Source organism: Streptomyces sp. NPDC050423, from assembly GCF_040655445.1.
Classification (GTDB): domain Bacteria; phylum Actinomycetota; class Actinomycetes; order Streptomycetales; family Streptomycetaceae; genus Streptomyces.
Window position 1 is genome coordinate 34,300 of record NZ_JBFAJY010000036.1, and the last position, 25,320, is coordinate 59,619.

Below are 25,320 nucleotides of genomic sequence, written 5' to 3' on the forward strand. Positions count from 1 at the left end.
CGGCACTCTACTGCTGATACGAGGGTATGGATCAACCGCCGGTGGCCGCCGCCCGGACGCACAGGACATCCGGCAGGTGCGAGATGAGCTGCTGCCAGCTGTCGCCGTCGTCCGCGCTCGCGTAGACCTCGCCGTTGCGGTTGCCGAAATAGACCCCCGCCGGATCGGCGTCGTCCGTACAGAGCGCGTCGCGCAGCACCGTGCCGTAATGAGCCCCCTCCGGGAGCCCGGTGGACAGGGGCTCCCAGCTGTCGCCCGCGTCGCGGGTCCGGAAGACCCGGCAGCGGTGCTCGGCCGGTACCCGGTCGGCGTCGGCGTTGATCGGGAAGACGTACGCGGTGTCCGCCCGGTGCGGATGCGCGGCCACGGCGAAGCCGAAGTCGGAGGGCAGCCCCGCGCCGATGTCCGTCCAGTTGCTCCCGGCGTCGTCGCTGCGGAACACGCCCCAGTGGTTCTGGAGGTAGAGCCGGTCCGGATCGACCGCGTCCCGGCTGACCTTGTGCACGCACTGGCCGAACTCCGGGTTCGGGTCCGGCAGGAAGACGGCCGAGACGCCCTTGTTGGCCGGGGTCCAGCTCTCGCCGCCGTCCGCGGTCCTGAACACCCCGGCGGTGGAGACCGCGACCGTCACCGCCTGCGCGTCCCGTTCGTCGGTCAGGACCGTGTGCAGCCCCTCGCCGCCCCCGCCCGGCACCCATTTCGAACGCGTCGGATGTTCCCAGAGCGGGCGGACCAGCTCGAACGACTCGCCGTTGTCCCGTGACCGGAACAGCGCGGCCGGCTCGGTGCCCGCGTACACCACGCCGGGGGCCTCCGGGCCCGCCGGGTGCAGCTGCCAGACCCGCTCCAGCGATGTCCCGGTGAACTCCGGGAACTTCACGGCCGGCCGCGTGGGCTCGACCCAGGTGGCGCCCAGGTCGTCGGAGTGGAAGACGGAAGGGCCCCAGTGCGCGCTGTCGCCGCCGACCAGCAGCCGGGGGACCTCCGCGCGGGTGTCGATGGCGATCGAGTAGATCGCCTGCGCATTGAAATGCGGACCGTCGAACTTCCACGCGCCATCGTGCCTGCGGCCGATGAAGAGTCCTTTGCGGGTACCCACGGTGAGCAGAACATCGGTCATGACCGAACCTCCCGAAACGCCGTTGTGCCGGATACCGGCCAGTCTGCACCCGGCCACTGACAGTGGCGCGCAGGCAGCGCGGGACACCGCCGCTTCCGCAGCCGTGCCCGGTGCGGCCGGTGTGCGAGCGGAAGTGTGTGCCGACGCGTCGTTGCCGTCGGTGACGGTGACGGTGGCGTGCGCCCCGGCCGGGCCGGGGCGACGGCCCCCGCCCTGGCCTCGCCTCAGCGGCAGGGCGCGGCCGTGCTGCTGCGCACCACCAGATTGGTGGCCAGGTCGACCCGGGTCGTCGCCGGCTGCCGGCCCCGGCCCAGGTCGACCACCAGGCGGGCCGCGGTCTCGGCCATCTCTATGAGCGGCTGGCGCACCGTGGTCAGCGGCGGTCCGATCCACCGGGTGAGCGGCAGGTCGTCGAAGCCGACGACGCTGAGGTCCTCGGGGATGCGCAGCCCCAGCTCCCGCGCCGCCTCGTACACGCCGAGCGCCTGCAGGTCGTTGCCGGCGAAGACCGCGGTCGGCCGGTCGGCCTGCCGCAGCAGATCGAGGCCCGCGGTGTATCCCGCCTCGTGCTGGAACTCGCCCTCGCGGACCAGCGAGGGATCGATCGGCAGGCCCGCGGTCTCCAGGGCGGCGCGGTAGCCGTCCACCCGGGCCCGGCTGCACATCATCCGGGACGGGCCGCTGATGACCCCGATCCGCCGGTGCCCGAGCGCGGTGAGGTGGCGGGTGGCGGCCAGACCGCCCTGCCAGTTCGTCGTCCCGACCGAGGGGACGTCGTCGCCGGGATCGCCCGCCGGGTCGACGACCGCGTAGGGGATGCTGCGGCTGGTCAGCTGGGCGCGCTGGGCGGCGGTGAGGTCGGAGAGCACCAGGATCACCCCGACCGGCCGGCGGGCCAGCACCCCGTCCACCCAGGTCTGCCCCGGGGTGAGCCGGCCCGCGCTCTCCGAGAGGACCAGGCTCAGCCCTTCCTCCCTGGCGACGTTCTCCACCCCGCGGACGACCTCCATGGCCCAGGCGCTGTCCAGCTCGTGGAAGACCAGGTCGATCAGCTGGGACTGGGTGGTGGAGCCGCGTCTGCGGCGGTAGCCGTGCAACAGCAGCAGCTCCTCCACCTTGGTGCGGGTACCCGGGGCGACATCGGCGCGCCCGTTCAGCACCTTCGAAACTGTCGGAGCCGAGACTCCGGCCGCTCGGGCGATTTCCGCCAGGGTGGCGGTGCCTTCCGACGATTCGCCGGCAGGCGCCTTCTCCTGATGTGACTGGACGTTTGCGGGGCTCATAAAGGGATCGTAGCTTCCCGCGGCTCAGACGGGCGGCTGGGTCAGGAGGGAGTAAATACCGCTCCCCGGCCCCTTGACGCACCCGAAACCCGACCGTACCGTTCCGGCAACATTCGGAAGTTACGCCGAAACATTCGACAGAGGTGCGTCATGCGGTCGGGTATTTTCACTCAGGGCACACGTACGGCGAGATGGACCGCGGCCGGTGCCGCCATGGTCATGGCCGGCCTGCTGGCCGGATGCGGTTCGGGCGGCGACAGCGGGGGCGGCGGCGGAACCCTCACCGCCTACGTCTACGGGGACGACGCCGTGAAGATCCAGGAGGCGGCGGTCAAGGAGTTCAACAAGACCTCCGACGTCAAGGTCAAGCTCGTCTCCGTCCCCGGCACCGACTACGTCAACAAGCTCCGCAGCGCCATGGGATCCCCGAGCGCCCCCGACATCTTCTACAACTGGGGCGGCGGCTCCATCAAGCCGTACGTCGACGCCGGCCAGGTGGTCGACCTCACGGCGACGATCAAGAACGACCCCACGCTCAAGGACGGCTTCCTTCCGTCGATCCTCGCCGCGGGCAGCCTCGACGGGAAGATGTACGGCGTCCCGATGCGCGGCATGCAGCCCGTGATGCTCTTCTACAACAAGACCCTCTTCGCGCAGAACAAGCTCCAGCCCCCCAGGACCTGGGAGGACATGCAGAAGGCCATCACCGTCTTCAAGGGCAAGGGCATCACGCCGTTCGCCCTCGGCGGCTCCGACAAGTGGCCCGAGCTGATGTGGATGGAGTACCTCCTCGACCGGATCGGCGGCCCCGAGGTCTTCCGCGGGATCCAGGGAGGCGACAGCTCCGGCTGGGGCGACCCCGCCGTCCTCAAGTCGGCGAAGACGGTCAAGGAACTCGTCGACGGCGGCGCGTTCGGCAAGAACTTCAACTCCGTCGACTACGGCTACGGGGGCGCCCCCACCCTGCTCAACAAGGGCAAGGCCGCCATGCACCTGATGGGTTCGTGGGAGTACTCGACCCAGCTCGGCAAGGCACCCGCGTTCGCGAAGAAGGACCTCGGCTGGACCGCCTTCCCGACCGTGGCCGGCGGCGTCGGTGACGCCGCGGACGTGGTCGGCAACCCCACCAACTACTGGTCCGTCAACACCCGGACCAAGCACAGGGACGCGGCCATAGCGTTCCTGAAGACCATGGCCGCCAAGTCCTACAGCAAGGCCCTGGTCGACAACGGGGACATCCCGACCACGTCGAACGCCGCCTCGATGCTGGACTCCTCACCCAACCCGCAGTTCGCGCACGACCAGTACACGATGGTCCAGAAGGCACCGAGCTTCACGCTCTCCTGGGACCAGGCACTGGTGTCGCGGATCGCCAACCCGCTGCTCACCGAGATCAGCAAGCTGTTCGCCGGCAAGTCGACCCCCGAGCAGTTCGTCGCCGCGATGAAGGCCGTCAAGTAACGATGTCCCACGTCTCTCCGTACACCAAGGTGCGTGGAGGAAGGAAGGCGGTCGTCGGCAACGTCGGCCGCCCGCCGGTCGGCTGGGCCCTGCCCGGCATCCTCTTCTTCGCCGTCTTCGCGATCGTCCCGCTGGCGATCGCCGTCTATCTGTCCTTCTGCCGCTGGGACGGGCTGAACTCCCCGGCCCCGGTCGGCATGGACAACTGGACCCGGCTGTTCAAGGACCACGAGTTCCGTCAGGCCGCCTGGCTGAGCCTGGTGCTCACCTCCGTCAGCTGGGCCTTCCAGACCCCGGTGGCGCTGCTGCTGGGCGTCTGGGCGGCCGGCAGGCAGCGCAGCCGGACCTTCCTCTCCGCGGTCTTCTTCATCCCGCTGCTGCTCTCCACCACCGCCATCGCCATGCTCTTCCACGCGCTGCTCGACCCCAACTTCGGTGTGATCAAGCAGATCGGCCCCTGGTTCGGCATCGACCCAAACATCATGGGCTCGTCCACCGGCGCCCTGCTCACCGTGGCCTTCGTCGGCGGCTGGCAGTTCATGCCGTTCCACACCCTGATCTACCAGGGCGGCGCCCGGCAGATCCCGGAGGTGCTCTACCAGGCGGCCGCCATCGACGGCGCAGGGATGCTGCGGCAGTTCTTCCACATCACCCTGCCGCAGCTGCGCAACACCATCACGACCTCGTCGGTCCTGATGATCGTCGGCTCGCTGACGTACTTCGACACCGTGCTGATCATGACCAAGGGCGGTCCGGGCACGGACACCACGATCCTGCCCTACCTGATGTACCGCACCGGCTTCCAGACCTACGACCTCGGCTACGCCGCGGCCATCGCCACGGCCCTGGTGGTCGTCGCCACGGGTCTGTCACTGATTCTGGTGCGCTTCAGCGGCTTCGGCACCATGCGGTCGACCCGGGAAGGTATGTGACGTCATGTCAGTCGACACTCGTCGTGCGGCGCCGCCCACGGCGCCCGCGTTCCGGGCCGGGGGCAAGGCCGCCCGCCGGCGCAGGAAGCGGGGGAACCCGCTGGCCGGCCTCGGCTCGCTGGTCTGGCTCGTCATCGTCGTCGTACCGCTGTACACGCTGGTCTCCTCGTCTCTGATGCACCAGGACGAGGCGCTGAGCGGCGATCCGCTGGCGTTCCCGGCCGACCCGACGCTGGACAACTACAACACCGTGCTGCACAGCGGCTTCTTCACACTGCTGGGCAACACCGCGATCGTCGCCGCCTCCACCGTGGCGATCGTGGTGGTCCTCTCGGTGCCCGTCGCCTATGTCGCGGTGCGCACGCGCAGCCGGCTCTCCTCGCTCGCCTTCCGGACCTTCCTGCTCGGCGTGGCCATCCCGGCGCAGGCCGTGATCGTGCCGCTGTACCTGCTGATCGGCAAGATGGGCCTCTACGACACCCTGCCCGCGATCATCCTGCCGACCGCGGCCTTCGCGATGCCGGTGGCCGTGCTGGTCCTGAGCGGCACCATGCGGGACGTCTCCGAGGAGATGTACGAGGCGATGGCGCTCGACGGAGCCACACCCCTGCGCATGCTGTGGCAGCTCGCCATCCCGATGTCCAAGGCCGGCATCAGCACCGTGGCGATCTTCTCGGCGCTGCAGGCCTGGAACGGATTCCTCTTCCCCCTGATCCTCACGCAGTCGGAGGAGCAGCGCGTCCTGACGCTCGGTCTCTTCAACTTCATGTCCCAGTTCGGAGTGAACATCCCCGCCGTACTGGCGGCGATCGTGCTCTCCGTCGTGCCCATCTTCGCCGTGTACCTCGTGGCGCGCAGGGCGCTGGTCAACGGACTGATGGGGGTGGGCGGCAAATAGCGCACCCATGCCGCCCCGCACCACCGCACTCATGAGAGGAACCCCTGCCCCCATGGCAATCCCCGCTGTCCCGTACGCCCGCCGGACCGAGGCGGCCCCGGCCGCCGACGGTCCCTGGCGCGACCCCTCGCTCACCCCGCAGGCACGGGTGGCCGACCTGGTCCCCCGGATGACCCTGGAGGAGAAGGCCGCCCAGCTGTACGGAATCTGGGTGGGCGCCGACGCCGACGGCGACGGGGTCGCACCGCACCAGAACGACATGGTCGACCCCGTCGACTGGGACGAGCTCACCACCCGCGGCCTCGGCCAGCTCACCCGGCCGTTCGGCACCGCCCCCGTCGACGCCGGGGTCGGGGCGCTTGCCCTGGCCCGCGCCCAGCGCCGGATCGCCGGGGCCGGACGGTTCGGCATCCCGGCCATCGCGCACGAGGAGTGTCTGGCCGGCTTCACCGCCTGGGGCGCCACCGCCTACCCCGTGCCGCTGTCGTGGGGCGCGTCATGGAACCCGGAACTGGTCACCGAGATGGCCCACCGGATCGGCCGCGACATGCGCTCGGTCGGTGTCCACCAGGGGCTGGCGCCGGTCCTGGACGTGGCGCGCGACCTGCGCTGGGGCCGTGTCGAGGAGACCATCGGCGAGGACCCCTACCTCGTCGGGACCATCGGCACGGCGTACGTCCGCGGACTGGAGTCCGCCGGCATCGTCGCCACCCTCAAGCACTTCGCCGGGTACGCGGCGTCCGCCGGAGCCCGCAATCTCGCGCCGGTCAGGGCCGGGGCCCGAGAAATGGCCGATGTGACCCTCCCGCCCTTCGAGATGGCGCTGCGCGAGGGCGGTGCCCGCTCGGTGATGTCCTCCTACGCGGAGGTCGACGGAGTGCCCTCGGCGGCCGACCCCGTCCTGCTCACCGAACTGCTCCGGGACACCTGGGGGTTCACCGGGACCGTCGTCGCCGACTACTTCGGCATCGGCTTCCTGGAGACCCTCCACAAGGTCGCCGCCGACCGCGCGGACGCCGCCCGGCTCGCCCTGGGCGCCGGGGTCGACGTGGAACTGCCCACCGTCCGCAGCTACGGCGACGCCCTCGTCGACGCCGTACGGGACGGAACCGTGGCCGAGGAACTCGTCGACCGGGCCCTGCACCGCGTACTGCTGCAGAAGTGCGAACTCGGCCTGCTCGACCCCGACTGGTCGCCGCTGCCCACCGCCCTGTGCGGCACGGACCCCGAGCGGGCCCGGGACACCGTCGACCTCGACCCGCCGGAGAACCGGGCACTGGCCCGGGAACTCGCCGAGCAGGCCTGTGTGCTGCTCGCCAACCCCGGTGGCGCGCTGCCGCTGCGCGGCACCGGCCGGATCGCGGTGGTCGGACCCCGCGCCGACGACGCGCTGGCCATGCTCGGCTGCTACTCCTTCCCCAGCCATGTCGGCGTCTCGCACCCCGAGACCGCGATGGGGATCGACGTGCCGACCGTGCTGGAGTCGCTGCGCGGCGAATTCCCCGGCGCGGGCGTCGAGTTCACCGCGGGCTGCGAGGTGGACGGCACGGACGCGTCCGGGATTCCGGATGCCGTCCGGCTGGCCGGGGACGCCGATGTGTGTGTCGCCGTCCTCGGTGACCGGGCCGGTCTCTTCGGCCGCGGCACCTCCGGTGAGGGCTGCGACGCGTCCGACCTCTCGCTGCCCGGCGTCCAGGGCGAGCTGCTGGACGCCCTGCTGGCCGGTGGCACCCCGGTGATCCTGGTGCTGCTGACCGGCCGCCCGTACGCGCTGGGGCGATGGGCGGACCGGGCGGCCGCCGTCGTGCAGGCCTTCTTCCCCGGCGAGGAGGGCGGTCCGGCGCTGGCCGGGGTGCTCTCCGGCCGGGTCAACCCCTCCGGCCGGCTGCCGGTCGGCGTACCGAAGGGTCCGGGCGGTCAGCCGTGGACGTATCTGCAGCCGCCGCTGGGGCTGGCGAGCGGGGTCAGTAATCTGGACCCGACGCCGCTCTACCCCTTCGGCCACGGCATGTCGTATACCTCCTTCGACTGGGAGCCGGGCGGTCCGGCCCCGGCCGAGATCCCCACCGACGGCTCGGCCGACATCGAACTCACGGTCCGTAACACCGGTGACCGCGAGGGCGCCGAGGTGGTGCAGCTGTACGTCCACGACCCGGTCGCCCAGACGACCCGCCCCCAGGCCCGGCTGATCGGCTACGCACGGGTGCCGCTCGCCGCCGGTGCGGCAGCCAGGGTCCGGTTCCGCTTCCACGCGGACCTGGCGTCCTTCACCGGCATCGGCGGCCGTCGCGTCGTCGAGCCCGGCGAGCTCGAACTGCGGCTCGCCACGTCCAGTGCAGCCACCGGCGTGCGCCGGACGGTGCGGCTGCGGCTCACCGGGCCCGAGCGGACCGTCGACCACCGGCGGCGGCTCGTCTGCGGCGCTTCGGTCGAGCCCGCCGCGTACTGACCGGCCTCGCCCGCGGACCCGCACGTCCTGCCCGCTGGACCTCCCCGCCGGATGTGCGGGGAGGTGCACGAAACTTTCGGCATGTGTCCGGCAGCGGGCCCCTCGCGCCTCCGCAACGTCAACATCACCAGTACGGTGCACCACATCGCCGCCGCCGGTGTGCGTGTGCTCAAATTCTGGATGGCCGATCCGACGGTGGTGCTCCAGAACCCGGTGATCGACACCGGCGGCACCGAGCCCGGCTGCCTGGGCCCGACGGATAGCCTCCGGCCGTACTGAGGATCCGGGAAGTCCGGGCAAGGGGAGAACAGAGCGAATGAACAACGCGAACGAGGAGAGCGGTGCGCCGGCCGGACACCTGGAGGTGACCCCGGTCGGCGCGGGGGTCGAGATCAGGCTCGGCACACCGTCGGGAGAGCTCTCGCTGATCTGCACCCCGGACCGGGCCCGCGAACTGGCCGCCGCTCTCGGCCTCGCGGCGGACGAGGTCGAGAGCGTGCGCTCGGCGGACCCCGTCACGGTCAGGGCGGACGAGCTGCGCCGCGGGGACGTACGAGACGGCGACCGTGCGATGACGGTGGACGGGGTCAGGACCGACGGGGCCACCGTCCACGTCACCTGGAAGTCGGGCGCCGGACGCGGCTGGAACCAGCTGTACGACGCGGACGCCCGCATCGACCTGCGCCGCCGCGGGCGCCGGGCGCACTGATTCCGCCGCGCATCACCGGCGGAAGGGGCGCACCCTGGAGGCAGAGGCTCCGGAGGTGAGCACCATGACGCAGACCGTTGTCGGATGGCACATCGAGCTGGAATTCGAGGAGGACACCCACCGCACCCGCGCCGCCGCTCTGGTGCGGCTCTCCGACGGGAGTGAGGTACGCGCCCACGGCTATGCCAGCCGGCACCCCGCGGACTCCGAACAGCCCCGGGTGGGTGAGGAGATCGCAGGCGCCCGCGCGCTCAACGAGCTGGCGATGAAGCTGCTGACGAAGGCCCACGACGAGATCGACGAGGAGTCCGGCCGGACGTCCTACCCGCTGACCTGAGCGGCGGGGCTCGGAGCTCTTGTACGGGAGGCGTCGTAATTTGACGGACGTCGTAGTACGAGGAGTATCGTACTAGCGATCCTTCCGTACCCGGCGAAACGGAGTCCGTCGTGAGTGCCCTTTTCGAGCCCTTCACCCTGAGGTCGCTTGTCGTGCCCAACCGGGTGTGGATGGCGCCGATGTGCCAGTACAGCGCCCAACCGGTGGGGCCCGAAGCGGGCGTGCCCACCGACTGGCACTTCGCCCATCTCGCGGCCCGCGCCACCGGTGGCACCGGGCTCATCCTCACCGAGGCGACCGCAGTCAGCCCCGAGGGCCGGATCAGTCCGGCCGACCTCGGCATCTGGAACGACGCCCAGGTAGCGGCGTTCCGCCGGATCACCGACTTCGTCAAGGCGCAGGGCTCGGCCGTCGGAATCCAGCTGGCGCACGCCGGGCGCAAAGGCTCGACCGCCGCCCCCTGGGCCGGCGGCGGCCCGGTCGGCCCCGACGCGCACGGCTGGACGCCCGTCGCGCCCAGCCCGCTGCCGTTCGACACCGGTCACCCCGTGCCGCACGAGCTGACCGCCGACGAGATCCAGGGCGTCGTCGCCGACTTCCGCGAGGCCGCGCGCCGCGCGCTGGACGCGGGCTTCGAGGTGGTGGAGGTGCACGGTGCGCACGGCTACCTCATCGGGCAGTTCCTCTCCCCGCACAGCAACAAGCGCACCGACGAGTACGGCGGCAGCCACGAGAACCGCGTCCGGTTCGCACTCCAGGTCGTCGACGCCGTGCGGGAGGTGTGGCCCGAGGACCTGCCCGTCCTCTTCCGCGTCTCCGCGACGGACTGGCTCACCGAGAACGCCGAGGACGAGCGCGAGGGCTGGACCGCCGACGAGACCGTGCGGCTGGCCGGCGAACTCCGGGACCACGGAGTGGACCTGCTGGACGTCTCCACCGGCGGGAACGCCCCCCGTGCCCGCATCGCGACCGGGCCCGGCTACCAGGTCCCCTTCGCCGAGCGCGTGAAGCGGGAGACCGGTCTGCCCGTCGCGGCCGTGGGCCTGATCACCGATCCCCAGCAGGCCGAGAAGATCCTCACCGAGGGCCGCGCGGACGCCGTCCTCCTCGGACGCGAACTGCTGCGCAGCCCGTCGTGGGCGCGGTACGCGGCGCGCGAGCTGAGCGGCACGGTGCGCGCCCCCGAGCAGTACGGCTACGCGATCTGACGGCACCCGCGGCCATCCGCCCTCTGCGCGCGTCCGGGCCCGCCGTCTCCCGACGGCGCGTACAGGGTGGGGTGGCCGCGGCATCCGTTCACCGCACATTCATCAGGGATGACGGCTGAGGCATTCCCTCCCGCGCCAGGGGGATCTACGCTCGGCCGCGAATCGATCACCGTTGTCGCCGGCCGTACCTCGGACGAAGACAACGTTGTCCGAACTCCCTGGAAGGTACCGCTGCATGCCCACCAGACCGTTGCCCGCGGCCCGGCGTCTCGCCGCGCGAACAGCCGCCGTACTCGTCACCGGCGCACTCGCCGCCGCAGTCCTGCCCCCGGCCGCCGAGGCCGCGACCCCCACCGCCCGCCCCACCGCCTATGTGGACCCGCTGATCGGCAGCGCCAACGGCGGCAACACCTTTCCCGGCGCCACCCTCCCGAACGGCATGATCGCCTGGTCGCCCACGAGCACCAAGGGCGACCAGACGGGCACCGGCGCCGCGAACGGGTACCAGTACGACACCACGCGGCTGCGCGGGCTGAGCCTCACCCACGTCAACGGCGCCGGGTGCGACCCGGGCGCGGCCGGTGACATCCCGATCATGCCGTTCGTCGGGGAGGTCACCTCCTCTCCGTCGGCCGACACCAAGGACGCCGTCTACGCCGCGGACTTCTCGCACGACGAGGAGCGCGCCGTCCCGGGCCGCTACACGGTCGGCCTCGACTCCGGAGCCACCGCGGACCTCGCCGTGAGCCGCCGCGCGGGCGTGGCCGACTTCGGCTTCCCGGCCGGCAAACCCGCCAATCTCCTCTTCCGGGTCTCGAACTCGCTCAACGGCAGCGAGGACGCCCAGGTCGAGATCGACCCCGCGCACCGCAAGGTCACCGGCTCGGTCCTCACCGGCGCGTTCTGCGGACGGCGGGCCAACGGCGGTACCAACAACCGCAAGAGCTACTACCGGCTCTACTTCACCGCCTCCTTCGACCGTGCCTTCTCCACCACCGGCACCTGGAAGGACGGCACACTCGCCCCGGGCTCGACCACCGGCAGCGGCGGCGAGGGCTACGCCACCGGAGCGGACCGGGCCGGCCGCGGATCGGGTGGCTGGGTCGGCTTCGACACCGCCTCCGACAACGATGTCCACATGCGGATCGGCATCTCCTACGTCAGCCAGGCCGGCGCCGAGGCCAACCTGCGCACCGAGATCGCCCCGCACGCCGGGGTGGACGACGTGGCGGCCGCCGCGAGCCGGACCTGGGACCGGGAGCTGAACTCCGTACGCACGGGCGGCGGCACCGAGGCGCAGCGCACCACCTTCTACACCGCGCTGTACCACTCCCTGATGCAGCCCAACGTCATCAGCGACACCGACGGCCGTTACCCGGGCATGGACGGCGCACCGCACCGGGTGGAGCGTGGACAGGGTGCGCAGTACAGCAACTTCTCCGGCTGGGACCAGTACCGGGCGCAGATACAGCTGCTGGCCCTGCTCAAACCGGAGATTGCCGGGGACTTCGCCCAGTCGCTCCACAACTTCGCCCGGCAGAACGGCGGCGTGTGGGACCGCTGGGTGCACATCAACGGCGCCACCCATGTCATGACCGGTGACCCCACCGCGGCCACCCTCGCCACGTTCTACGCCATGGGGGTACGGAACTTCGACTACGTGGGCGCCTACGAGTCGCTGGCGCGCCAGGCGACCGTCCCCGTCGACGACGGTCTCTCGGACGCCGGCTGTCCGGGCCAGTGCACCGGCCAGCGGCCCAATCTGGCCCAGTACCTGGAGTCCCACTACGCGCCGCAGGACGTCTGCCACTGCTGGGGCGGCGCCGCCGAGACCCTGGAGGACGCGGTCGCCGACGACGCGCTCGGCCGCTGGGCCGCACTGCTCGGCCGCGACGAGGAGGCCAAGGCGTTCAAGGAGCGCGGCGGCTGGTGGCGCAACGTGTTCAACGCCGCGGCCACCGACGGGGCCGGCACCAACGGCTACATCCAGGCGCGCGACCTCGACGGCTCCTGGGTCTCCCCGTTCGCTCCGGGCAGCGAACTCGGTTTCGCGCAGGGCACCAGCGCCACGTACACCTGGATGGTTCCGCAGGACGTCCAGGGGCTGGCCGAGGCGATGGGCGGCCGGGACGTCGCGGCGCAGCGCCTCGACGGCTTCTTCCACAAGGCGGACGGCTCCTGGTCGGTGAAGGGCGGCGACTCGGTGCGCTACGACCCCACCAACGAGCCCGGAATCCACGCCCCTTGGCTGTACAACGCGCTCGGGCAGCCGTGGAAGACGCAGGCGACCGTCCGCGAGATCCTGAACACGGTCTACGGCACGGGCCCGAGGGGTCTGCCCGGCAACGACGACCTGGGCACCATGTCCGCCTGGTACGTCTTCTCCGCGCTGGGACTGTACCCGCAGTCCCCGGGCGGCGGTGCCATGCTGCTGGGTGCCCCGCTGTTCCCGAGGGCCGTCATCGACCGCCCGCACGGCAGGGACATCACGATCACCGCCCCGGCCGCCGACGCCACGCACGCGTACATCGACGCGGTGACGGTCAACGGCAGGCGGAGCGACCGCTCGTGGACGGACGCGAGCCTGCTCGCGAGGGGCGGCACGCTGGCCTACCGCCTCTCCGCCAAGGCGAACACTTCCTGGGCCACGAGCCCTTCGGGGCTGCCGCGGTAGCGCGCGGTAACCGGGCGGCGGGCCCCCGCGACCGATCGCGGGGGCCCGCCGCCATGCGGGGACGGCCCGTGGCCACCCAATCTTTCTATCGTTGAAAATTCTCCGTGCACGACTGTTGTTTTGCGTTTGGTGCTGTGGCTCAATGTTCGATTATGTGCTGTGCCTCACAGGTTTGAGGCACTTCAGCTCTCTCGACAGGACGACGCCTTGAGACGACAAACGCCCCGACCCCGCGCTCTGTTCAGAACGGTGGCCTGCGCCGCCGCGCTGCTGATACCCGTCGGGGCCACCCTGGTCCCCGCCGCCGCTGCCGCCCCGGCCCCTGCCTCCGCTGCCGCCTCCGTGACGGGGGCCGACAACCCGGCCACCGCCGTGCACGGGCTGAAGGGCGAGTACTTCAGCATGTCCGCGCCCGGCGCGAGGGACTTCGACAAGCTCGGCGGAGTCGCCCTCGACCCGGAGATCAACTTCCCGGGCCTCACGGGCACGTTCGAGTCGACGACCGGCCGGACCGAGAACACCACCGCGCGCTGGACCGGCAGCATCCAGGCGCCCGAGACCGGCGACTACACCTTCTCCGCGAGCGGTGACAACGGCTTCCGGCTCTTCATCGACGGCAAGGCGGTCATCGACCACTGGGAGCCCGACTGGGACAACGAGCAGACCAGCGAGCCGGTCGCGCTGAAGGCCGGCGAGCCGCACGAGTTCAAGCTGGAGATGTTCCAGGACACCGGCGGCGCCAACATGTTCCTGCGCTGGTCCAGCGCGAAGCTCCCGAAGCAGATCGTGCCCGAGTCGGCCTTCACCCCGCCGGCCGACTTCGAGGTCTACCCGGTCGGGCTGAGCGTCGAGGGCGACGGACAGCGGCTCCAGGCGGCGTTCGACGACAAGGTCGGCACGTTCTCCCAGGTGAAGGACCACCTCAGGATCGAGGCGGACACCTCGCCGATCCCGGTGAAGTCCGTGGCCCGTGCGTCCGGCAACGCCAAGGCGCTGACCATCACCCTGGCCGCGCCCGTCCAGAAGGGCCAGCAGGTCCGCGTCGCGTACGACGGCAAGGGCGGCCTGACCGCAGGCGGCAAGGCCGTCCCCGAGATCAGCCGCACGGCCAGGAACCTGTCCACGCACCGGCTGACCACGACCTGGGGCGACAAGCTCGACCGCAACCACCCGCTGCCCGAGTATCCGCGGCCGCAGCAGGTCCGCGACCAGTGGCAGAACCTCAACGGCCCGTGGGAGTTCGCCGGAGCCGCGGCGGGCGAGCAGCCCGTGTTCGGGAAGAAGCTCGGCGAGCGGATCACCGTGCCGTTCCCCGTCGAGTCGCAGCTCTCCGGTCTCGAACGCCACGAAGACCACATGTTCTACCGCAAGCTCGTCACCGTGCCGAAGAAGTGGTCCGTGGACCAGGGCGGGAGCAAGGGCAAGCAGGGCAAGGACGGCAACCGGCTGAAGCTCAACTTCGGCGCCGTCGACTACCGGGCCCGCGTCTGGGTCAACGGCAAGCAGGTCGCCGAGCACACCGGCGGCTACACCTCCTTCAGCGCCGACATCACCGACGCGGTCAAGGGCAGCGGCCCGCAGGAGATCGTCGTCGCGGTCACCGACACCACCGGTGACGACCAGCCGAAGGGCAAGCAGTCCCGCAACCCCGGCGGCATCGTCTACACACCGTCCTCCGGTATCTGGCAGACCGTCTGGATGGAGCCGGTCGCCCCCGCCTCGGTGGACACCCTGACGACCACCCCCGACATCGACAAGGGCCGTCTCGCCCTGACGGTCAACTCCGCCGACGCCTCGGCCGGTGCGCGGATCAAGGCCGTCGCCCGGGACAAGAAGGGCAAGGTCGTCGGCACGGTCACCGGCCCGGCGAACCAGGCACTGAGCCTGCCCGTCAAGAAGCAGCACCTCTGGACCCCGGACGACCCCTACCTGTACGACCTGGAGGTCACCCTCACCGACGGCCGTTCCAAGGACACCGTCGACAGCTACTTCGGCATGCGCTCCCTCGGCGTCCAGAAGGTCGGCGGCTACCAGAAGCTGGTGCTCAACGGGAAGCCGTTCTTCTCCCTCGCCATGCTGGACCAGGGCTTCTGGCCCGACGGCCTCTACACCCAGCCGAGCGACGCCGCGCTGACCTTCGACCTGAAGGCGCAGAAGAAGCTCGGCTTCAACGCGGTGCGCAAGCACATCAAGGTGGAGTCGGCGCGCTGGTACTACCACGCGGACCAGCTCGGCCTGCTGGTCTGGCAGGACTTCGTCTCCTCCGACATCACCGGCGAGAAGGGGCAGCAGGCCTTCCTCTCGCAGGGCAAGCAGATGATGGAGCAGCTCCACAACTCGCCCTCGATCGGCGGCTGGATCGTCTTCAACGAGGGCTGGGGCGAGTGGGACCGCACCGAGACCGGCAAGATCACCGAGGCGGTCAAGGCCGCCGACCCCTCCCGCGTCGTCAACGCGCACAGCGGTGTCAACTGCTGCTCGTCCAAGGGTGACTCGGGCAAGGGCGACATCATCGACCACCACGACTACGTCAACAACGACGCACCGTTCCCGGACGACCGGGCGGCGATGGACGGTGAGCACGGCGGCTTCACGCTCCGTACCGCCGGCCACATGTGGCCCGGTGCCCCCGCGGCGATCTACAGCGGGGTCGCGGACAAGGACGCCCTCACGGCCAAGTACGTCGACAACACGCGTACGTACTACCTGGCGGCCGCCGGCGCCGAACTGTCCGGCTCGGTGTACACCCAGGTCAGCGACCTGGAGAACGAGCTGAACGGCCTCTACACCTACGACCGGCGAGAGATCAAGGTCGATGCCAAGAAGGTCCGGCAGATCAACGAGCAGGTCATCGCGGCCGGCGCGGCCGCCGGCCACCGCGACGAGGTGAAGGGCGGCGCCGCCTGGAACCTCGACGAGGGCAAGGGCACCAAGGCGAGCGACCAGGGCCCCAACCGCCTCCCGCTCACCCTCTCCGCCGGCACCACCTGGACGCCCGGCGTCCAGGGCTCCGCGCTGAAGTTCAACGGCGAGGGACAGTACGCCCAGACGGCGGGCCCGGTCCTCGACACCACCGGCGACTACACCGTCTCGGCCTGGGCCTCGCTCGACGCGCTGCCCGGAAACTACGCGACGGTGGTCAGCCAGGACGGCCGCCGCACGGAGAACCCGTTCTATCTCCAGTACGGACAGGGCGCGTTCGCGTTCAGCACGCCGGGCGGGAAGCGGGCGCGGGCGGAGATGACGCCCGAGACCGGCACGTGGTACCACCTGGTGGGCGTGCGCGACGGCGACGAGCTGAAGCTGTACGTCGACGGCAGCCTCGCGGCCACGGCTCCGGCCGGCTCCGCGGACGTCAGCACCGGCCCGCTCTCCGTGGGCCGTGCGCAGTACGCGGGCGAGAAGGGCGACTTCTGGAACGGCTCCATCGACCAGGTCAGGGTGTACGACAAGGCCCTCACCGCGGACGAGGTGAGCAAGCTGCACGGCGCCGAACAGCCGTAGACCGTCCGGCACGGTGACCCGCTGCCTGCCGTCGCACAGCTGTGGCGGCAGGCAGCGCCATGCCCCGGCAGCCCGTCCGGTCCGGGCGCCGTGTGAGGATCGGGGGATGGAAGAGCCCGAGATCCGTCGCCGCCGCGACGACGACATGAAGGCGTGCGTCGAGGCGCTGGCCACGGTGCACGAGGCGGACCGCTACCCGGCCCGGTGGCCGGCCGACCCGGGAGGCTGGCTGACACCCGCGGGCCTGCTCGACGTCTGGGTGGCCGTGGACGGCGCCGACGTCCTGGGGCATGTCGCACTCACCGGGGCCGGCCATGCCATGGCGGCCGAGGCCGGGCTCCCGCCGGACGGACTGGCCTCGGTGTCACGGCTGTTCGCCACGGCATCGGCCCGGCGGCGCGGAGTGGCCGGTGCGCTGCTCGCGACCGCGACGACAGCTGCGGCAGCCGGCGGTCTGCGGCTGGTCCTGGAGGTGGAGGACGGTTGCGGCGGCGCCGTGGCGCTCTACGAGCGTGCCGGATGGCGCCTCGTCTCCAGCCGCTCCGGCGACTGGACGACGGCCGACGGGCGCACCGCGCTGCTGCACACGTACGTCGCACCGGCCGGTGCGACGCGGTAGCGCGCCGGCCGTGACGGACCGACGGCCCGGACGTGACGCCTTCGCGTCGCGTCCGGGCCGTCGGGCGCAGTGCGCGGGGAGCGGTACGGGGAGTGCGTGGAACGCCGAGGGTCAGACGAGCTGCCAGAGGTGGTCGTCGGTGCCGTTGTCGTCGAACTGGACGACGTGGGCGCTGTCGGCGGTCGACATGTTGTCGACGCCCAGGACCTTGCCCGAGTTGCGGTTGCGGATGCGGTACCAGCCGTCGCCGTCCGGGACGAGCTGCCAGAGGTGGTCGTCGGTGCCGTTGTCGTCGAACTGGACGACGTGGGCGCTGTCGGCGGTCGACATGTTGTCCACGCCCAGCACCTTGCCCGAGTGCCGGTTGCGGATGCGGTACCAGCCGTCGCCCTCGGGGACGAGCCGCCAGTCGTGGTCGTCGGTGCCGTTGTCGTCGAACTGGACGACGTGGGCGCTGTCGGCGGTCGACATGTTGTCCACGCCCAGCACCTTGCCGGAATGCCGGTTGCGGACGCGGTACCAGCCGTCGGTCAGCCAGGGCGAGCCGCCGGGACCGGCCGTCGGGAACGAGGTGATGCGCAGCCGCGCCGCCCCCATGGGGACGAGCGTGACCTCCTCCACCGGCTCCGTGCTGCGGGCCGGACTGTCCTGGAGCGGGCTGACGACGTGTTCGTCGTCCGCGGTCCACTCCGGGATCCGGCGGGCCCGCGCGGTCATGGTCAGCGGGGTGCCGTCGAGGGTGAACGGGTTGGCGTCCCTGAGGTGGCGGACCGGGTGGGGGCGCAGCGAGGCGGCCGGCTTCCTCCCGTCCAGGACGAGCCCGTAGTTCCACGGACCGGTGGCATGCACCTCGTACTCCGGGAACCGGTCGGTGCCGCCGATGCGCCGGTACTCCTCACCGATCCGCAGGGAGTACGTGAGCGGGCCGCGGTCCACGCTGACGGAGCCGTGGTTCCGCCCCCAGGTGCGGACGGTGGTCGTCTGCGGGAAGCGCAGGGTCACCTTGTCGCCGTCGGACCAGGTGCGCTCGACGCGGGTGAAGGCGGGACCGGCGGGGGCGTCCACGCGGCGCCCGTTCACCTCGATCTCCGGGGCGTCGCACCAGGCGGGCACCCGCAGCACCAGCGGGAAGCGCAGCCGCGCGGGCGCCTTCAGGCGCAGCGTGACCGTGTCCGTGAACGGATAGCCGGTCTCCTCGGTGAAGGTGACCTCGGTGCCGTCGGCGACCTTCGCGGTGACCTCGCAGGCGGCGTACATCGCGGCGACGAGCCCCCCGTCGGGAGTGGCGAGCCAGAGCTCCTCGGTGAAGTAGGGCCAGCCCATGCCGTAGTTGTGCGGGCAGCAGCGGTACTGGTCGACGCCGGGCAGGAACGCCTGCATGGCGAAGCCGTTCTGGAACTGCCGGTCCTTCTTCGCGACGTTGTCCAGATCGACGCTGTTGGCGCTGGTGATGTAGTGGACCGCTCTGCCCGAGGGGTCCAGCGAGGCCGGCAGCGAGTTGAACGCCAGCTCCTCACAGCGGTCGGCCCACAGCGGATCGCCGGTGATCCGGGTGAGCAGCTGGTGACTGGCCATGAACTCGACGATCCCGCAGGTCTCGAAGCCCTGCCGGGGGTCGCCGTGCCCGGGGCGCGCGTTCTCGTCCCCGGCGAAGCCGCCGCCCGGGAACTGGCCGTACTGGTCCATGGCCTTGCCGTACGTCCCGTAGGTGTTGCGGGTGTCCTGGGCCGAACCGCTGCGCAGCGCGTACTGGGCGGGCTCGCGGAAGCCCTGCGCGATGTTGACGTTGTGCGGGTTGACCAGGTTGTCACCCCAGTCGGCGCCGTTCGCGTGGATCTTGTCGGCGAGGTCCAGCAGGAAGGTGTCACCGGTGCGGTTGAAGAGCCAGAACACGCTGTCCAGGCCGTCGCCCCAGCGCAGCGCGATCCAGCTGGTGTTGAAGGCACCCGGCCCCTGGGCGTTCATGTAGCGGAAGAACCTGCTGAGGAACGGGATGACGCGCGTGTCGCCGGAGTACTCCTGCCAGGAGCGCAGCGCCTGGACCAGCGGCAGGAAGGGCCAGAAGTCCGGGCCGCCGTTCAGTGACGTCCGCAGCGACTTCGGTCCGAAGAAGCCGTCGGACTGCTGGGTGGCGAGAATCGCGTCGAACCAGCGGCGGACGGCCGCCAGCGCCTCGGCGTCACCGGTGACGATCGCCAGGTCGGTGTACCCGCGCAGCCAGTACGGGACCTCCTCCCAGCCGCCCAGTTCGGGGCGGACCCAGCCGGTGGCGCCGAAGTCGAGGAAGTGCGAGAACTCCTCGTACCGCCCGCAGAGGCCGTCCAGCTGGAGTTTCAGCTGTCCGGCCAGCCAGCCGCGTGCGGTGACCCGGCCCGGCGGCAGTTTCAGGAACGCCGTCGGGTGCAGGGGAGCGGCGTTGGGCGAGTAGTGACCGCCATGAGCCGGTTTCGCCCGGTGCTCGGCCGCGGTCGCGGTGGTGGCCCAGCGGCCGGTCGCCGCCGTGGTGGCGGCAGCCGTGGCCACCGCGCCTGCCATGAGTTGTCTGCGGTTCAGGGGCATGGAGGGGTCTCCTGCTCTCTGCCGGCCGTGCGGGGCTCCGGCTCGGGGAAGGCGCATGACACGTGCGGGCTGCCATGACGCACGGTCCGGGGCATGCCGGGGGCGCGCACGGCAAGGAGTGCCGTCGCGGCCGGAGGGGCTGCACGGCAAGGTTCTTGCAACGTTGGAAAAATTACTGCCGGCGGTATGACAGCACGGCGCCAAGCGGCTGTCCAGGGGTGCGGCGGTATCCGGCGGGCCGGGGCCGCCGTTCGGTCACGGCTGACTCCGACACATTTTGGAAACGCATCGACAACGCTCTTGCCGCCCGTGCCGCGCCGCCTATATAACGTTGTAAACCGAGCCGCCGAGAGGCCGTGCAGACTCTCACGACCACAGTTCGTGCAGCTGGGGCCCACCCCCGTGAAGCACTGGCGGGGTTCGTGAGGAATGCAGTGGCATCAGCCGCCGAGCGGCCGATGCATCGTCCAGCCATGCCCGACCGCACGCCCGCCGGTGTGCCGTCAACCCGCCAAGGAGCTCCCGCGCATGATGATCCAGCGCCGAACCCGTACCCTCGCCGTGGCCTGCCTCCTCGCCGCCACCGCCACGCTGGCCGCCTCCGGCTGCTCCAAGTCGGAGGGCTCGGACAACGCGAGCGCTGACAGCAGCCAGGGCGCCCAGGCGGCCAAGTCCCCCGAGACCTCCTCCGGTTCCGGCTGCTCGCTGCAGACCTATGGGTCTCCGAAGCTGGACCTGAAGGACGCGGTGGTCGGCTTCTCCCAGTCGGAGAAGGAGGCCAACCCGTTCCGGATCGCCGAGACCCAGTCCATCAAGGACGAGGCCAAGAAGGTCGGCGTCAAGAAGCTGCTCACCACCAACGCCCAGTCGCAGCTGTCCAAGCAGATCAGCGACATCCAGGACATGCTGTCCCAGGGTGCCCAGTTCCTCATCGTCGCCCCGCTGAACTCCGACGGCCTGGAGCCGGCGCTGAAGGCCGCCGCCGCCAAGAAGGTCCCGGTCCTCACCGTCGACCGCAAGCTCAACTCCACCGCGTGCAAGGACTACGTGGCCTTCCTCGGCTCCGACTTCGTCGAGCAGGGCAAGCGCGCGGCGGACGCGATGATCAAGACGACCGGCGGCAAGGGCAAGGTCGCCATCCTCCTCGGCGCCTCGGGCAACAATGTCACCACCGACCGCACCAAGGGCTTCGTCGACCAGCTCAAGGCCAAGGCGCCCGGCCTGAAGATCGTCGCGCAGCAGACCGGCGAGTTCGCCCGCGACAAGGGCCAGCAGGTCATGGAGCAGCTCATCCAGTCCAAGCCCGACATCACCGCCGTCTACGCGGAGAACGACGAGATGGGTCTCGGCGCCGTCACCGCGCTGAAGGCGGCCGGCAAGAAGCCCGGCAAGGACGTCAAGATCGTCTCCGTCGACGGCACCCGCAACGCCGTCCAGGCCCTGGTCAACGGCGAGTACAACGCCGTCATCGAGTCGAACCCGCGCTTCGGCCCGCTGGCCTTCGCGACCGCCCAGAAGTTCTACGGCGGCGAGGAGATCCCGGAGAACGTCATCATCTCCGACCGTGCCTACGACGAGTCCAACGCCAAGGCCTCGCTCGGCGGCGCGTTCTGACCGCGACCGGCCCCACCTGCCCGTAACGCCCGCGCGGGAACCGCCGGGCCGGGACCCGGGCGCGTACCGATCCGTACGCGCCCCGCCCGGCCCGCACCGGCCCCCGGCGGCGCACCGCCGCCGTGACGTTCCCACCCGTCACGGCGGCCACCGGGCCCACACCCTTGGAAGAGCGGAAGGCCAAGACCAGCCATGGCACCACCCGAAGCAGTACCGCAGCCGCCGGAGCCGGCCGCCGACGCGAAGGAGGCAACCACACCGGCCGCCGACGCCGGGCAATCCACCGCGCCGGCCACCTCCGGGAAGGAGACCGCCGACGGGAAGAAGGCCCCCGCGCAGGCCGGGGCCGTCCTCGAAGCGCGCTCGGTGAGCAAGCGGTTCCCGGGCGTCGTAGCCCTCGACGACGTCTCCTTCTCCCTGCGCGCCGGCGAGACCCACGCGCTGGTGGGGGAGAACGGAGCCGGCAAGTCCACGCTGATCAAGGTGCTGACCGGGGTGTACCAGCCCGACGAGGGCGAGCTGCGGCTGACCGGACAACCGATCGCCTTCGCCCGGCCGTTCGAGGCGCAGCAGGCCGGTATCTCCACGATCTACCAGGAGGTGAACCTCGTCCCGCTGATGAGCGTGGCACGCAACATCTTCCTCGGGCGGGAGCCGAAGAACCGTTTCGGCCTGATCGACTTCGGCCGTATGCACCGCGAGACCACCGAACTGCTCGACGGCTTCGGCGTACGCGTCGACCCGAAGCGGCCCCTGCACACCCTGGGCATCGGCACCCAGCAGATGGTCGCCCTCGCCCGCGCCGTCTCGGTCAACGCCCAGGTCGTCATCATGGACGAGCCCACTTCCTCGCTGGAGCCGCGCGAGGTCGAGACCCTCTTCCGGGTCATCGAGGACCTGCGCGCACGCGGGATCGCGGTGCTCTACGTCAGCCACCGCATGGACGAGCTCTACCGGATCTGCGACCGCGTCACGGTGCTGCGCGACGGCCGCCACATCCACACCGGCGACCTCGCCGACCTCGACCGGATGCAGCTCGTCTCGATGATGCTCGGCCGCGACATGGCCGAGGTCCGCCGCTCCGGCCTCACCAGCTTCGGCTCCGAGGGCCACGACGCCTCGCGCACCCCGATGCTCACCGCGACCGGCCTCTCCCGCAACCATCAACTCCACGACATATCGCTGTCCTTGTACGCCGGTGAGGTGCTCGGCCTCGGCGGACTCCTCGGCTCCGGCCGCAGCGAGACGGCGAAGGCGCTGGCCGGTGCGCTGAACCTGGACTCCGGTGAGATCGGGATCGGCGGACGCACCCTGCGCAGGCTCACCTCCGCCGGCGCCATCCGGGCCGGCATCAGCCTGCTGCCCGAGGACCGCAAGGCCGAGGGCATCGTCCCCGGTCTCTCGGTCCGCGAGAACATCGTGCTGGCCGCGATGCCACGCCTCTCCCGCGCCGGTGTCGTCTCACGTGCCAAGCAGGACCGCATCGTAGACATCTTCATGAAGCGGCTGCGGATCAAGGCGGCGAGCCCCGAGCAGAAGGTCGGCGAGCTCTCGGGCGGCAACCAGCAGAAGGTCCTGCTGGCCCGCTGGCTCTGCCTGGAGCCCAAGGTCCTGCTGCTCGACGAGCCCACCCGCGGCATCGACGTCGGTGCCAAGGCCGAGGTCCAGAGCCTCATCGACGACCTCGCCCGCGAAGGCCTCGCCGTCCTGCTCATCTCCTCCGACATCGAGGAACTCATCGAGGGCGCCGACCGCATCGTCGTCCTGCGCGGCGGCGCGGTCGCGGGCGAACTGGCGGGCGACGAGGTGGCCGAGAGCCATCTGCTCGAAGTGCTCGCCGACCACTCACCGGCGCCCGCAGGGAAGGCCCCGGCCGCTCAGGAGGACCCCCGATGACCCAGGCCACGCTCTCCACACCCGCCGCCCGCCCGCTGGCGCGGCTGCGCGACCCCGCCTGGTACCAGGAGTACGGCGTGTACCTCGCCGTCGCGGTGGTGCTCCTCTTCAACGGCCTGTTCACCGAGCACTTCATGACCGCGGACAACCTCCGCACCCAGCTCGTCCAGGTCGCACCCATCGTCATCGTCGCCCTGGGCATGGCCCTGGTCATCGGCACCGAGGGCGTCGACCTCTCCGTCGGGTCGACCATGGCGGTGGCCGCCGCGCTCCTGCCGCTCTACCTCGGCTACGGGCTGGTGCCCGCGCTCGTCATGGCGCTGCTGGCCGGTGCGCTCGTCGGAGCGGTCAACGGCACACTGGTCTCCCTCGTCGGGCTCCAGCCGATCGTCGCCACACTCGCCCTGTTCGTCGGCGGCCGCGGCCTGGCCCTCGTCATGGCGGACGGTCAGCTCAAGCAGATCGTCAACCCCGACCTGCTCTCGCTCGGCACCGGATCCTTCCTCGGCATCCCCCTGGTCGTCCTCATCGCCGCCGTCCTCGCGGTCGCCGTCGCCTTCCTGGTCCAGCGCACCACCTTCGGCCGCCAGGTCGTCGCCATCGGCGGCAACCGGTCCGCGGCCTCCCTCGCCGGACTGCCCGTGCGCCGCGTACTGATCGGCGTGTACGTGCTCTGCGGGGTGTTCGCCGCACTGGCCGGCATCCTCGCCACCGCCAGGCTCACCGCCAGCGACCCCTCCTCGCTCGGCACCCTCATGGAACTCTCCGCCATCACGGCGGTCGTGGTCGGCGGCACCCCGCTCAACGGCGGTTCCATCCGGGTGCTCGGCACGGTCGCCGGCGCCCTGCTGATGCAGCTGCTGCGGGCCACCCTCGTCAAGCACGACCTGCCCGACTCCACCGCACAGATCGCCCAGGCGGCCATCATCATCGCCGCCGTCTACGTCGCCCGGGAGCGTCGGTCCCGATGAACGAAACCTCACCCGCACCGGTGGCCCAGGCCCCGGCACCGCGCAAGACCCCCGCAGCGGCAGGCGGCGGCGCGCCCCGCCCCGTAACCGGCGCACCACCCCCGCTCGGCCAACGGCTCGCCGGGCTCCTCCAGCGCCAGGGCGTGCTCGCGGTCCTGCTCACGGTCGTGATCGTCGCGTCGTTCATCTACCCGACGTTCGCCACCCTGGACAACGCCCGCGGCGTGACCGTACAGGCGTCGTTCCTCGCCGTGGTGGCCCTCGGCATGACCATGGTCATCATCACCGGCGGCATCGACCTGTCCGTCGGATCCGTCTTCGCGCTGGGCGGCGTGCTCGCCGCCTGGGCCTCCCAATGGGGCTTCCTGGCCGCACTGTTCGTGCCACTCGTGGTGTGCGGCGCGATCGGACTGCTCAACGGCTTCCTCGTCGCCCGCGCCGGGATGGCACCGTTCATCGTCACGCTCGCCACCCTGCTGGGGGCCCGCGGCATACTCCTCGCCTTCACCGACGAGGGCGCCACCACCTACCTGGTCCCCAAGGGATCGGCCTTCGCCGAGCTCGGGCAGGGGAGTGTGTGGGGCTTCGGCTACCCGATCCTGATCGCCCTCGCCCTGTTCGGCATCGGCGGACTGCTGCTGCAGCGCACCTCGTTCGGACAGACCCTGTTCGCCGTCGGCGGCAGCAGCGACGCGGCCACCCTGATGGGCCTGCCCGTGGCCCGTACCAAGATGCTGGTCTACACGCTCAGCGGACTGCTGGCCGGACTCGCCGGCGCGCTCAACGCGGCCAGGCTGTCGTCCGGCGTCACCATCGTCGGCGTGGGCATGGAGCTCGACGCGATCTCCGCCGTCGTCATCGGCGGCACGCTCCTGATCGGCGGCGCCGGGTCGATCAGCGGAACGCTCTGGGGCGTACTGCTGCTCGCCGTCATCCAGAATCTGATCAATCAGATCGGCTCGCTGAACTCCTCGTACCAGTCGGTGGTCAGCGGAGGGTTCCTTATCGTTGTCGTCGTGGCCCAGCGCTATCTGGCGCGCAGCCGCAGAACCACCTGAACCCGTGCCGGGGCCGCGGCCCCGGCGC

The 25,320-nt window shown here is 70.9% G+C and carries 18 protein-coding genes; 15 read left to right on the forward strand and 3 right to left on the reverse strand.

The genetic code is table 11. The annotated features are described in order from the left end of the window. Nucleotides 1-31: 31 nt before the first annotated feature. Together AB0I52_RS24565 and AB0I52_RS24570 are read right to left on the reverse strand one after the other, a co-directional pair. On the reverse strand, nucleotides 32-1,120 hold the full coding sequence (locus tag AB0I52_RS24565) for an exo-alpha-sialidase (RefSeq protein ID WP_363075920.1): 1,089 nt from the start codon (nucleotides 1,118-1,120) through the stop codon (nucleotides 32-34). 224 nt (nucleotides 1,121-1,344) lie between these two features. Beyond that, nucleotides 1,345-2,403: a LacI family DNA-binding transcriptional regulator gene (locus AB0I52_RS24570; protein ID WP_363075922.1), complete on the reverse strand. Its 1,059-nt coding sequence runs from the start codon at nucleotides 2,401-2,403 to the stop codon at nucleotides 1,345-1,347. A 213-nt stretch (nucleotides 2,404-2,616) separates the two neighbouring features. On the opposite strand from AB0I52_RS24570, the gene AB0I52_RS24575 reads away from it, so the two are divergent. The 11 genes from AB0I52_RS24575 to AB0I52_RS24625 all read left to right on the forward strand — a co-directional run bounded on the left by AB0I52_RS24575 (nucleotide 2,617) and on the right by AB0I52_RS24625 (nucleotide 17,194). Then, the gene (locus tag AB0I52_RS24575) at nucleotides 2,617-3,864 is read left to right on the forward strand and encodes an extracellular solute-binding protein (protein ID WP_363076008.1); all 1,248 of its coding nucleotides are present in this window, start codon (nucleotides 2,617-2,619) and stop codon (nucleotides 3,862-3,864) included. 2 nt (nucleotides 3,865-3,866) lie between these two features. Then, complete coding sequence (locus AB0I52_RS24580; RefSeq protein ID WP_363075924.1) at nucleotides 3,867-4,796, forward strand: sugar ABC transporter permease; 930 nt, start codon at nucleotides 3,867-3,869, stop codon at nucleotides 4,794-4,796. 4 nt (nucleotides 4,797-4,800) lie between these two features. Beyond that, nucleotides 4,801-5,694 carry a carbohydrate ABC transporter permease gene (locus AB0I52_RS24585; RefSeq protein WP_363075926.1) on the forward strand — a complete coding sequence of 298 codons (894 nt, stop codon included), beginning with the start codon at nucleotides 4,801-4,803 and terminating at the stop codon, nucleotides 5,692-5,694. Nucleotides 5,695-5,746: 52 nt separating this feature from the next. Then, a complete protein-coding gene (locus tag AB0I52_RS24590) occupies nucleotides 5,747-8,143 on the forward strand; it encodes a glycoside hydrolase family 3 N-terminal domain-containing protein (protein ID WP_363075928.1) in 2,397 nt (798 codons plus the stop codon). An 81-nt stretch (nucleotides 8,144-8,224) separates the two neighbouring features. Then, nucleotides 8,225-8,422, forward strand: coding sequence for a hypothetical protein (locus tag AB0I52_RS24595; RefSeq protein WP_363075930.1), 198 nt, complete (start codon nucleotides 8,225-8,227; stop codon nucleotides 8,420-8,422). A gap of 37 nt (nucleotides 8,423-8,459) precedes the next feature. Next, complete coding sequence (locus tag AB0I52_RS24600) at nucleotides 8,460-8,852, forward strand: hypothetical protein (protein WP_363075932.1); 393 nt, start codon at nucleotides 8,460-8,462, stop codon at nucleotides 8,850-8,852. A 64-nt stretch (nucleotides 8,853-8,916) separates the two neighbouring features. Next, a complete protein-coding gene (locus AB0I52_RS24605) occupies nucleotides 8,917-9,189 on the forward strand; it encodes a DUF1876 domain-containing protein (RefSeq protein ID WP_363075934.1) in 273 nt (90 codons plus the stop codon). Nucleotides 9,190-9,299: 110 nt separating this feature from the next. Then, nucleotides 9,300-10,397 (forward strand): NADH:flavin oxidoreductase/NADH oxidase, encoded by a 1,098-nt coding sequence (locus AB0I52_RS24610; protein ID WP_363075936.1) that lies wholly within the window; start codon nucleotides 9,300-9,302, stop codon nucleotides 10,395-10,397. Between the two features lie 235 nt (nucleotides 10,398-10,632). Continuing rightward, the gene (locus AB0I52_RS24615; protein ID WP_363075938.1) at nucleotides 10,633-13,071 is read left to right on the forward strand and encodes a GH92 family glycosyl hydrolase; all 2,439 of its coding nucleotides are present in this window, start codon (nucleotides 10,633-10,635) and stop codon (nucleotides 13,069-13,071) included. A gap of 207 nt (nucleotides 13,072-13,278) precedes the next feature. After that, nucleotides 13,279-16,575: a LamG-like jellyroll fold domain-containing protein gene (locus tag AB0I52_RS24620; protein WP_363075940.1), complete on the forward strand. Its 3,297-nt coding sequence runs from the start codon at nucleotides 13,279-13,281 to the stop codon at nucleotides 16,573-16,575. A gap of 106 nt (nucleotides 16,576-16,681) precedes the next feature. Continuing rightward, nucleotides 16,682-17,194, forward strand: coding sequence for a GNAT family N-acetyltransferase (locus AB0I52_RS24625; protein ID WP_363075942.1), 513 nt, complete (start codon nucleotides 16,682-16,684; stop codon nucleotides 17,192-17,194). A 111-nt stretch (nucleotides 17,195-17,305) separates the two neighbouring features. Here AB0I52_RS24625 and AB0I52_RS24630 read toward each other — a convergent pair whose 3' ends face one another. Further along, nucleotides 17,306-19,753: an RICIN domain-containing protein gene (locus AB0I52_RS24630; protein WP_363075944.1), complete on the reverse strand. Its 2,448-nt coding sequence runs from the start codon at nucleotides 19,751-19,753 to the stop codon at nucleotides 17,306-17,308. A 528-nt stretch (nucleotides 19,754-20,281) separates the two neighbouring features. On the opposite strand from AB0I52_RS24630, the gene AB0I52_RS24635 reads away from it, so the two are divergent. The 4 genes from AB0I52_RS24635 (at nucleotide 20,282) to AB0I52_RS24650 (ending at nucleotide 25,292) form a co-directional block, all read left to right on the forward strand. After that, nucleotides 20,282-21,367, forward strand: coding sequence for an ABC transporter substrate-binding protein (locus tag AB0I52_RS24635; protein ID WP_363075946.1), 1,086 nt, complete (start codon nucleotides 20,282-20,284; stop codon nucleotides 21,365-21,367). A 192-nt stretch (nucleotides 21,368-21,559) separates the two neighbouring features. Continuing rightward, nucleotides 21,560-23,263, forward strand: a complete 1,704-nt coding sequence (locus tag AB0I52_RS24640; protein WP_363075948.1) for a sugar ABC transporter ATP-binding protein — start codon at nucleotides 21,560-21,562, stop codon at nucleotides 23,261-23,263. Then, nucleotides 23,260-24,234, forward strand: a complete 975-nt coding sequence (locus tag AB0I52_RS24645) for an ABC transporter permease (RefSeq protein ID WP_363075950.1) — start codon at nucleotides 23,260-23,262, stop codon at nucleotides 24,232-24,234. Before AB0I52_RS24640 ends, AB0I52_RS24645 begins: the two co-directional genes overlap by 4 nt. Continuing rightward, the gene (locus tag AB0I52_RS24650; RefSeq protein ID WP_363075952.1) at nucleotides 24,231-25,292 is read left to right on the forward strand and encodes an ABC transporter permease; all 1,062 of its coding nucleotides are present in this window, start codon (nucleotides 24,231-24,233) and stop codon (nucleotides 25,290-25,292) included. Before AB0I52_RS24645 ends, AB0I52_RS24650 begins: the two co-directional genes overlap by 4 nt. The last annotated feature ends 28 nt before the right edge of the window (nucleotides 25,293-25,320 follow it).

Coding starts and splice junctions, on each gene's coding strand:
- AB0I52_RS24565 (WP_363075920.1), bottom strand. CDS start 1,120: ATGACCGATGTTCTGCTCACCGTGGGTACCCGCAAAGGACTCTTCATC.
- AB0I52_RS24570 (WP_363075922.1), bottom strand. CDS start 2,403: ATGAGCCCCGCAAACGTCCAGTCACATCAGGAGAAGGCGCCTGCCGGC.
- AB0I52_RS24575 (WP_363076008.1), top strand. CDS start 2,617: ATGGTCATGGCCGGCCTGCTGGCCGGATGCGGTTCGGGCGGCGACAGC.
- AB0I52_RS24580 (WP_363075924.1), top strand. CDS start 3,867: ATGTCCCACGTCTCTCCGTACACCAAGGTGCGTGGAGGAAGGAAGGCG.
- AB0I52_RS24585 (WP_363075926.1), top strand. CDS start 4,801: ATGTCAGTCGACACTCGTCGTGCGGCGCCGCCCACGGCGCCCGCGTTC.
- AB0I52_RS24590 (WP_363075928.1), top strand. CDS start 5,747: ATGGCAATCCCCGCTGTCCCGTACGCCCGCCGGACCGAGGCGGCCCCG.
- AB0I52_RS24595 (WP_363075930.1), top strand. CDS start 8,225: ATGTGTCCGGCAGCGGGCCCCTCGCGCCTCCGCAACGTCAACATCACC.
- AB0I52_RS24600 (WP_363075932.1), top strand. CDS start 8,460: ATGAACAACGCGAACGAGGAGAGCGGTGCGCCGGCCGGACACCTGGAG.
- AB0I52_RS24605 (WP_363075934.1), top strand. CDS start 8,917: ATGACGCAGACCGTTGTCGGATGGCACATCGAGCTGGAATTCGAGGAG.
- AB0I52_RS24615 (WP_363075938.1), top strand. CDS start 10,633: ATGCCCACCAGACCGTTGCCCGCGGCCCGGCGTCTCGCCGCGCGAACA.
- AB0I52_RS24625 (WP_363075942.1), top strand. CDS start 16,682: ATGGAAGAGCCCGAGATCCGTCGCCGCCGCGACGACGACATGAAGGCG.
- AB0I52_RS24630 (WP_363075944.1), bottom strand. CDS start 19,753: ATGCCCCTGAACCGCAGACAACTCATGGCAGGCGCGGTGGCCACGGCT.
- AB0I52_RS24635 (WP_363075946.1), top strand. CDS start 20,282: ATGATGATCCAGCGCCGAACCCGTACCCTCGCCGTGGCCTGCCTCCTC.
- AB0I52_RS24640 (WP_363075948.1), top strand. CDS start 21,560: ATGGCACCACCCGAAGCAGTACCGCAGCCGCCGGAGCCGGCCGCCGAC.
- AB0I52_RS24645 (WP_363075950.1), top strand. CDS start 23,260: ATGACCCAGGCCACGCTCTCCACACCCGCCGCCCGCCCGCTGGCGCGG.
- AB0I52_RS24650 (WP_363075952.1), top strand. CDS start 24,231: ATGAACGAAACCTCACCCGCACCGGTGGCCCAGGCCCCGGCACCGCGC.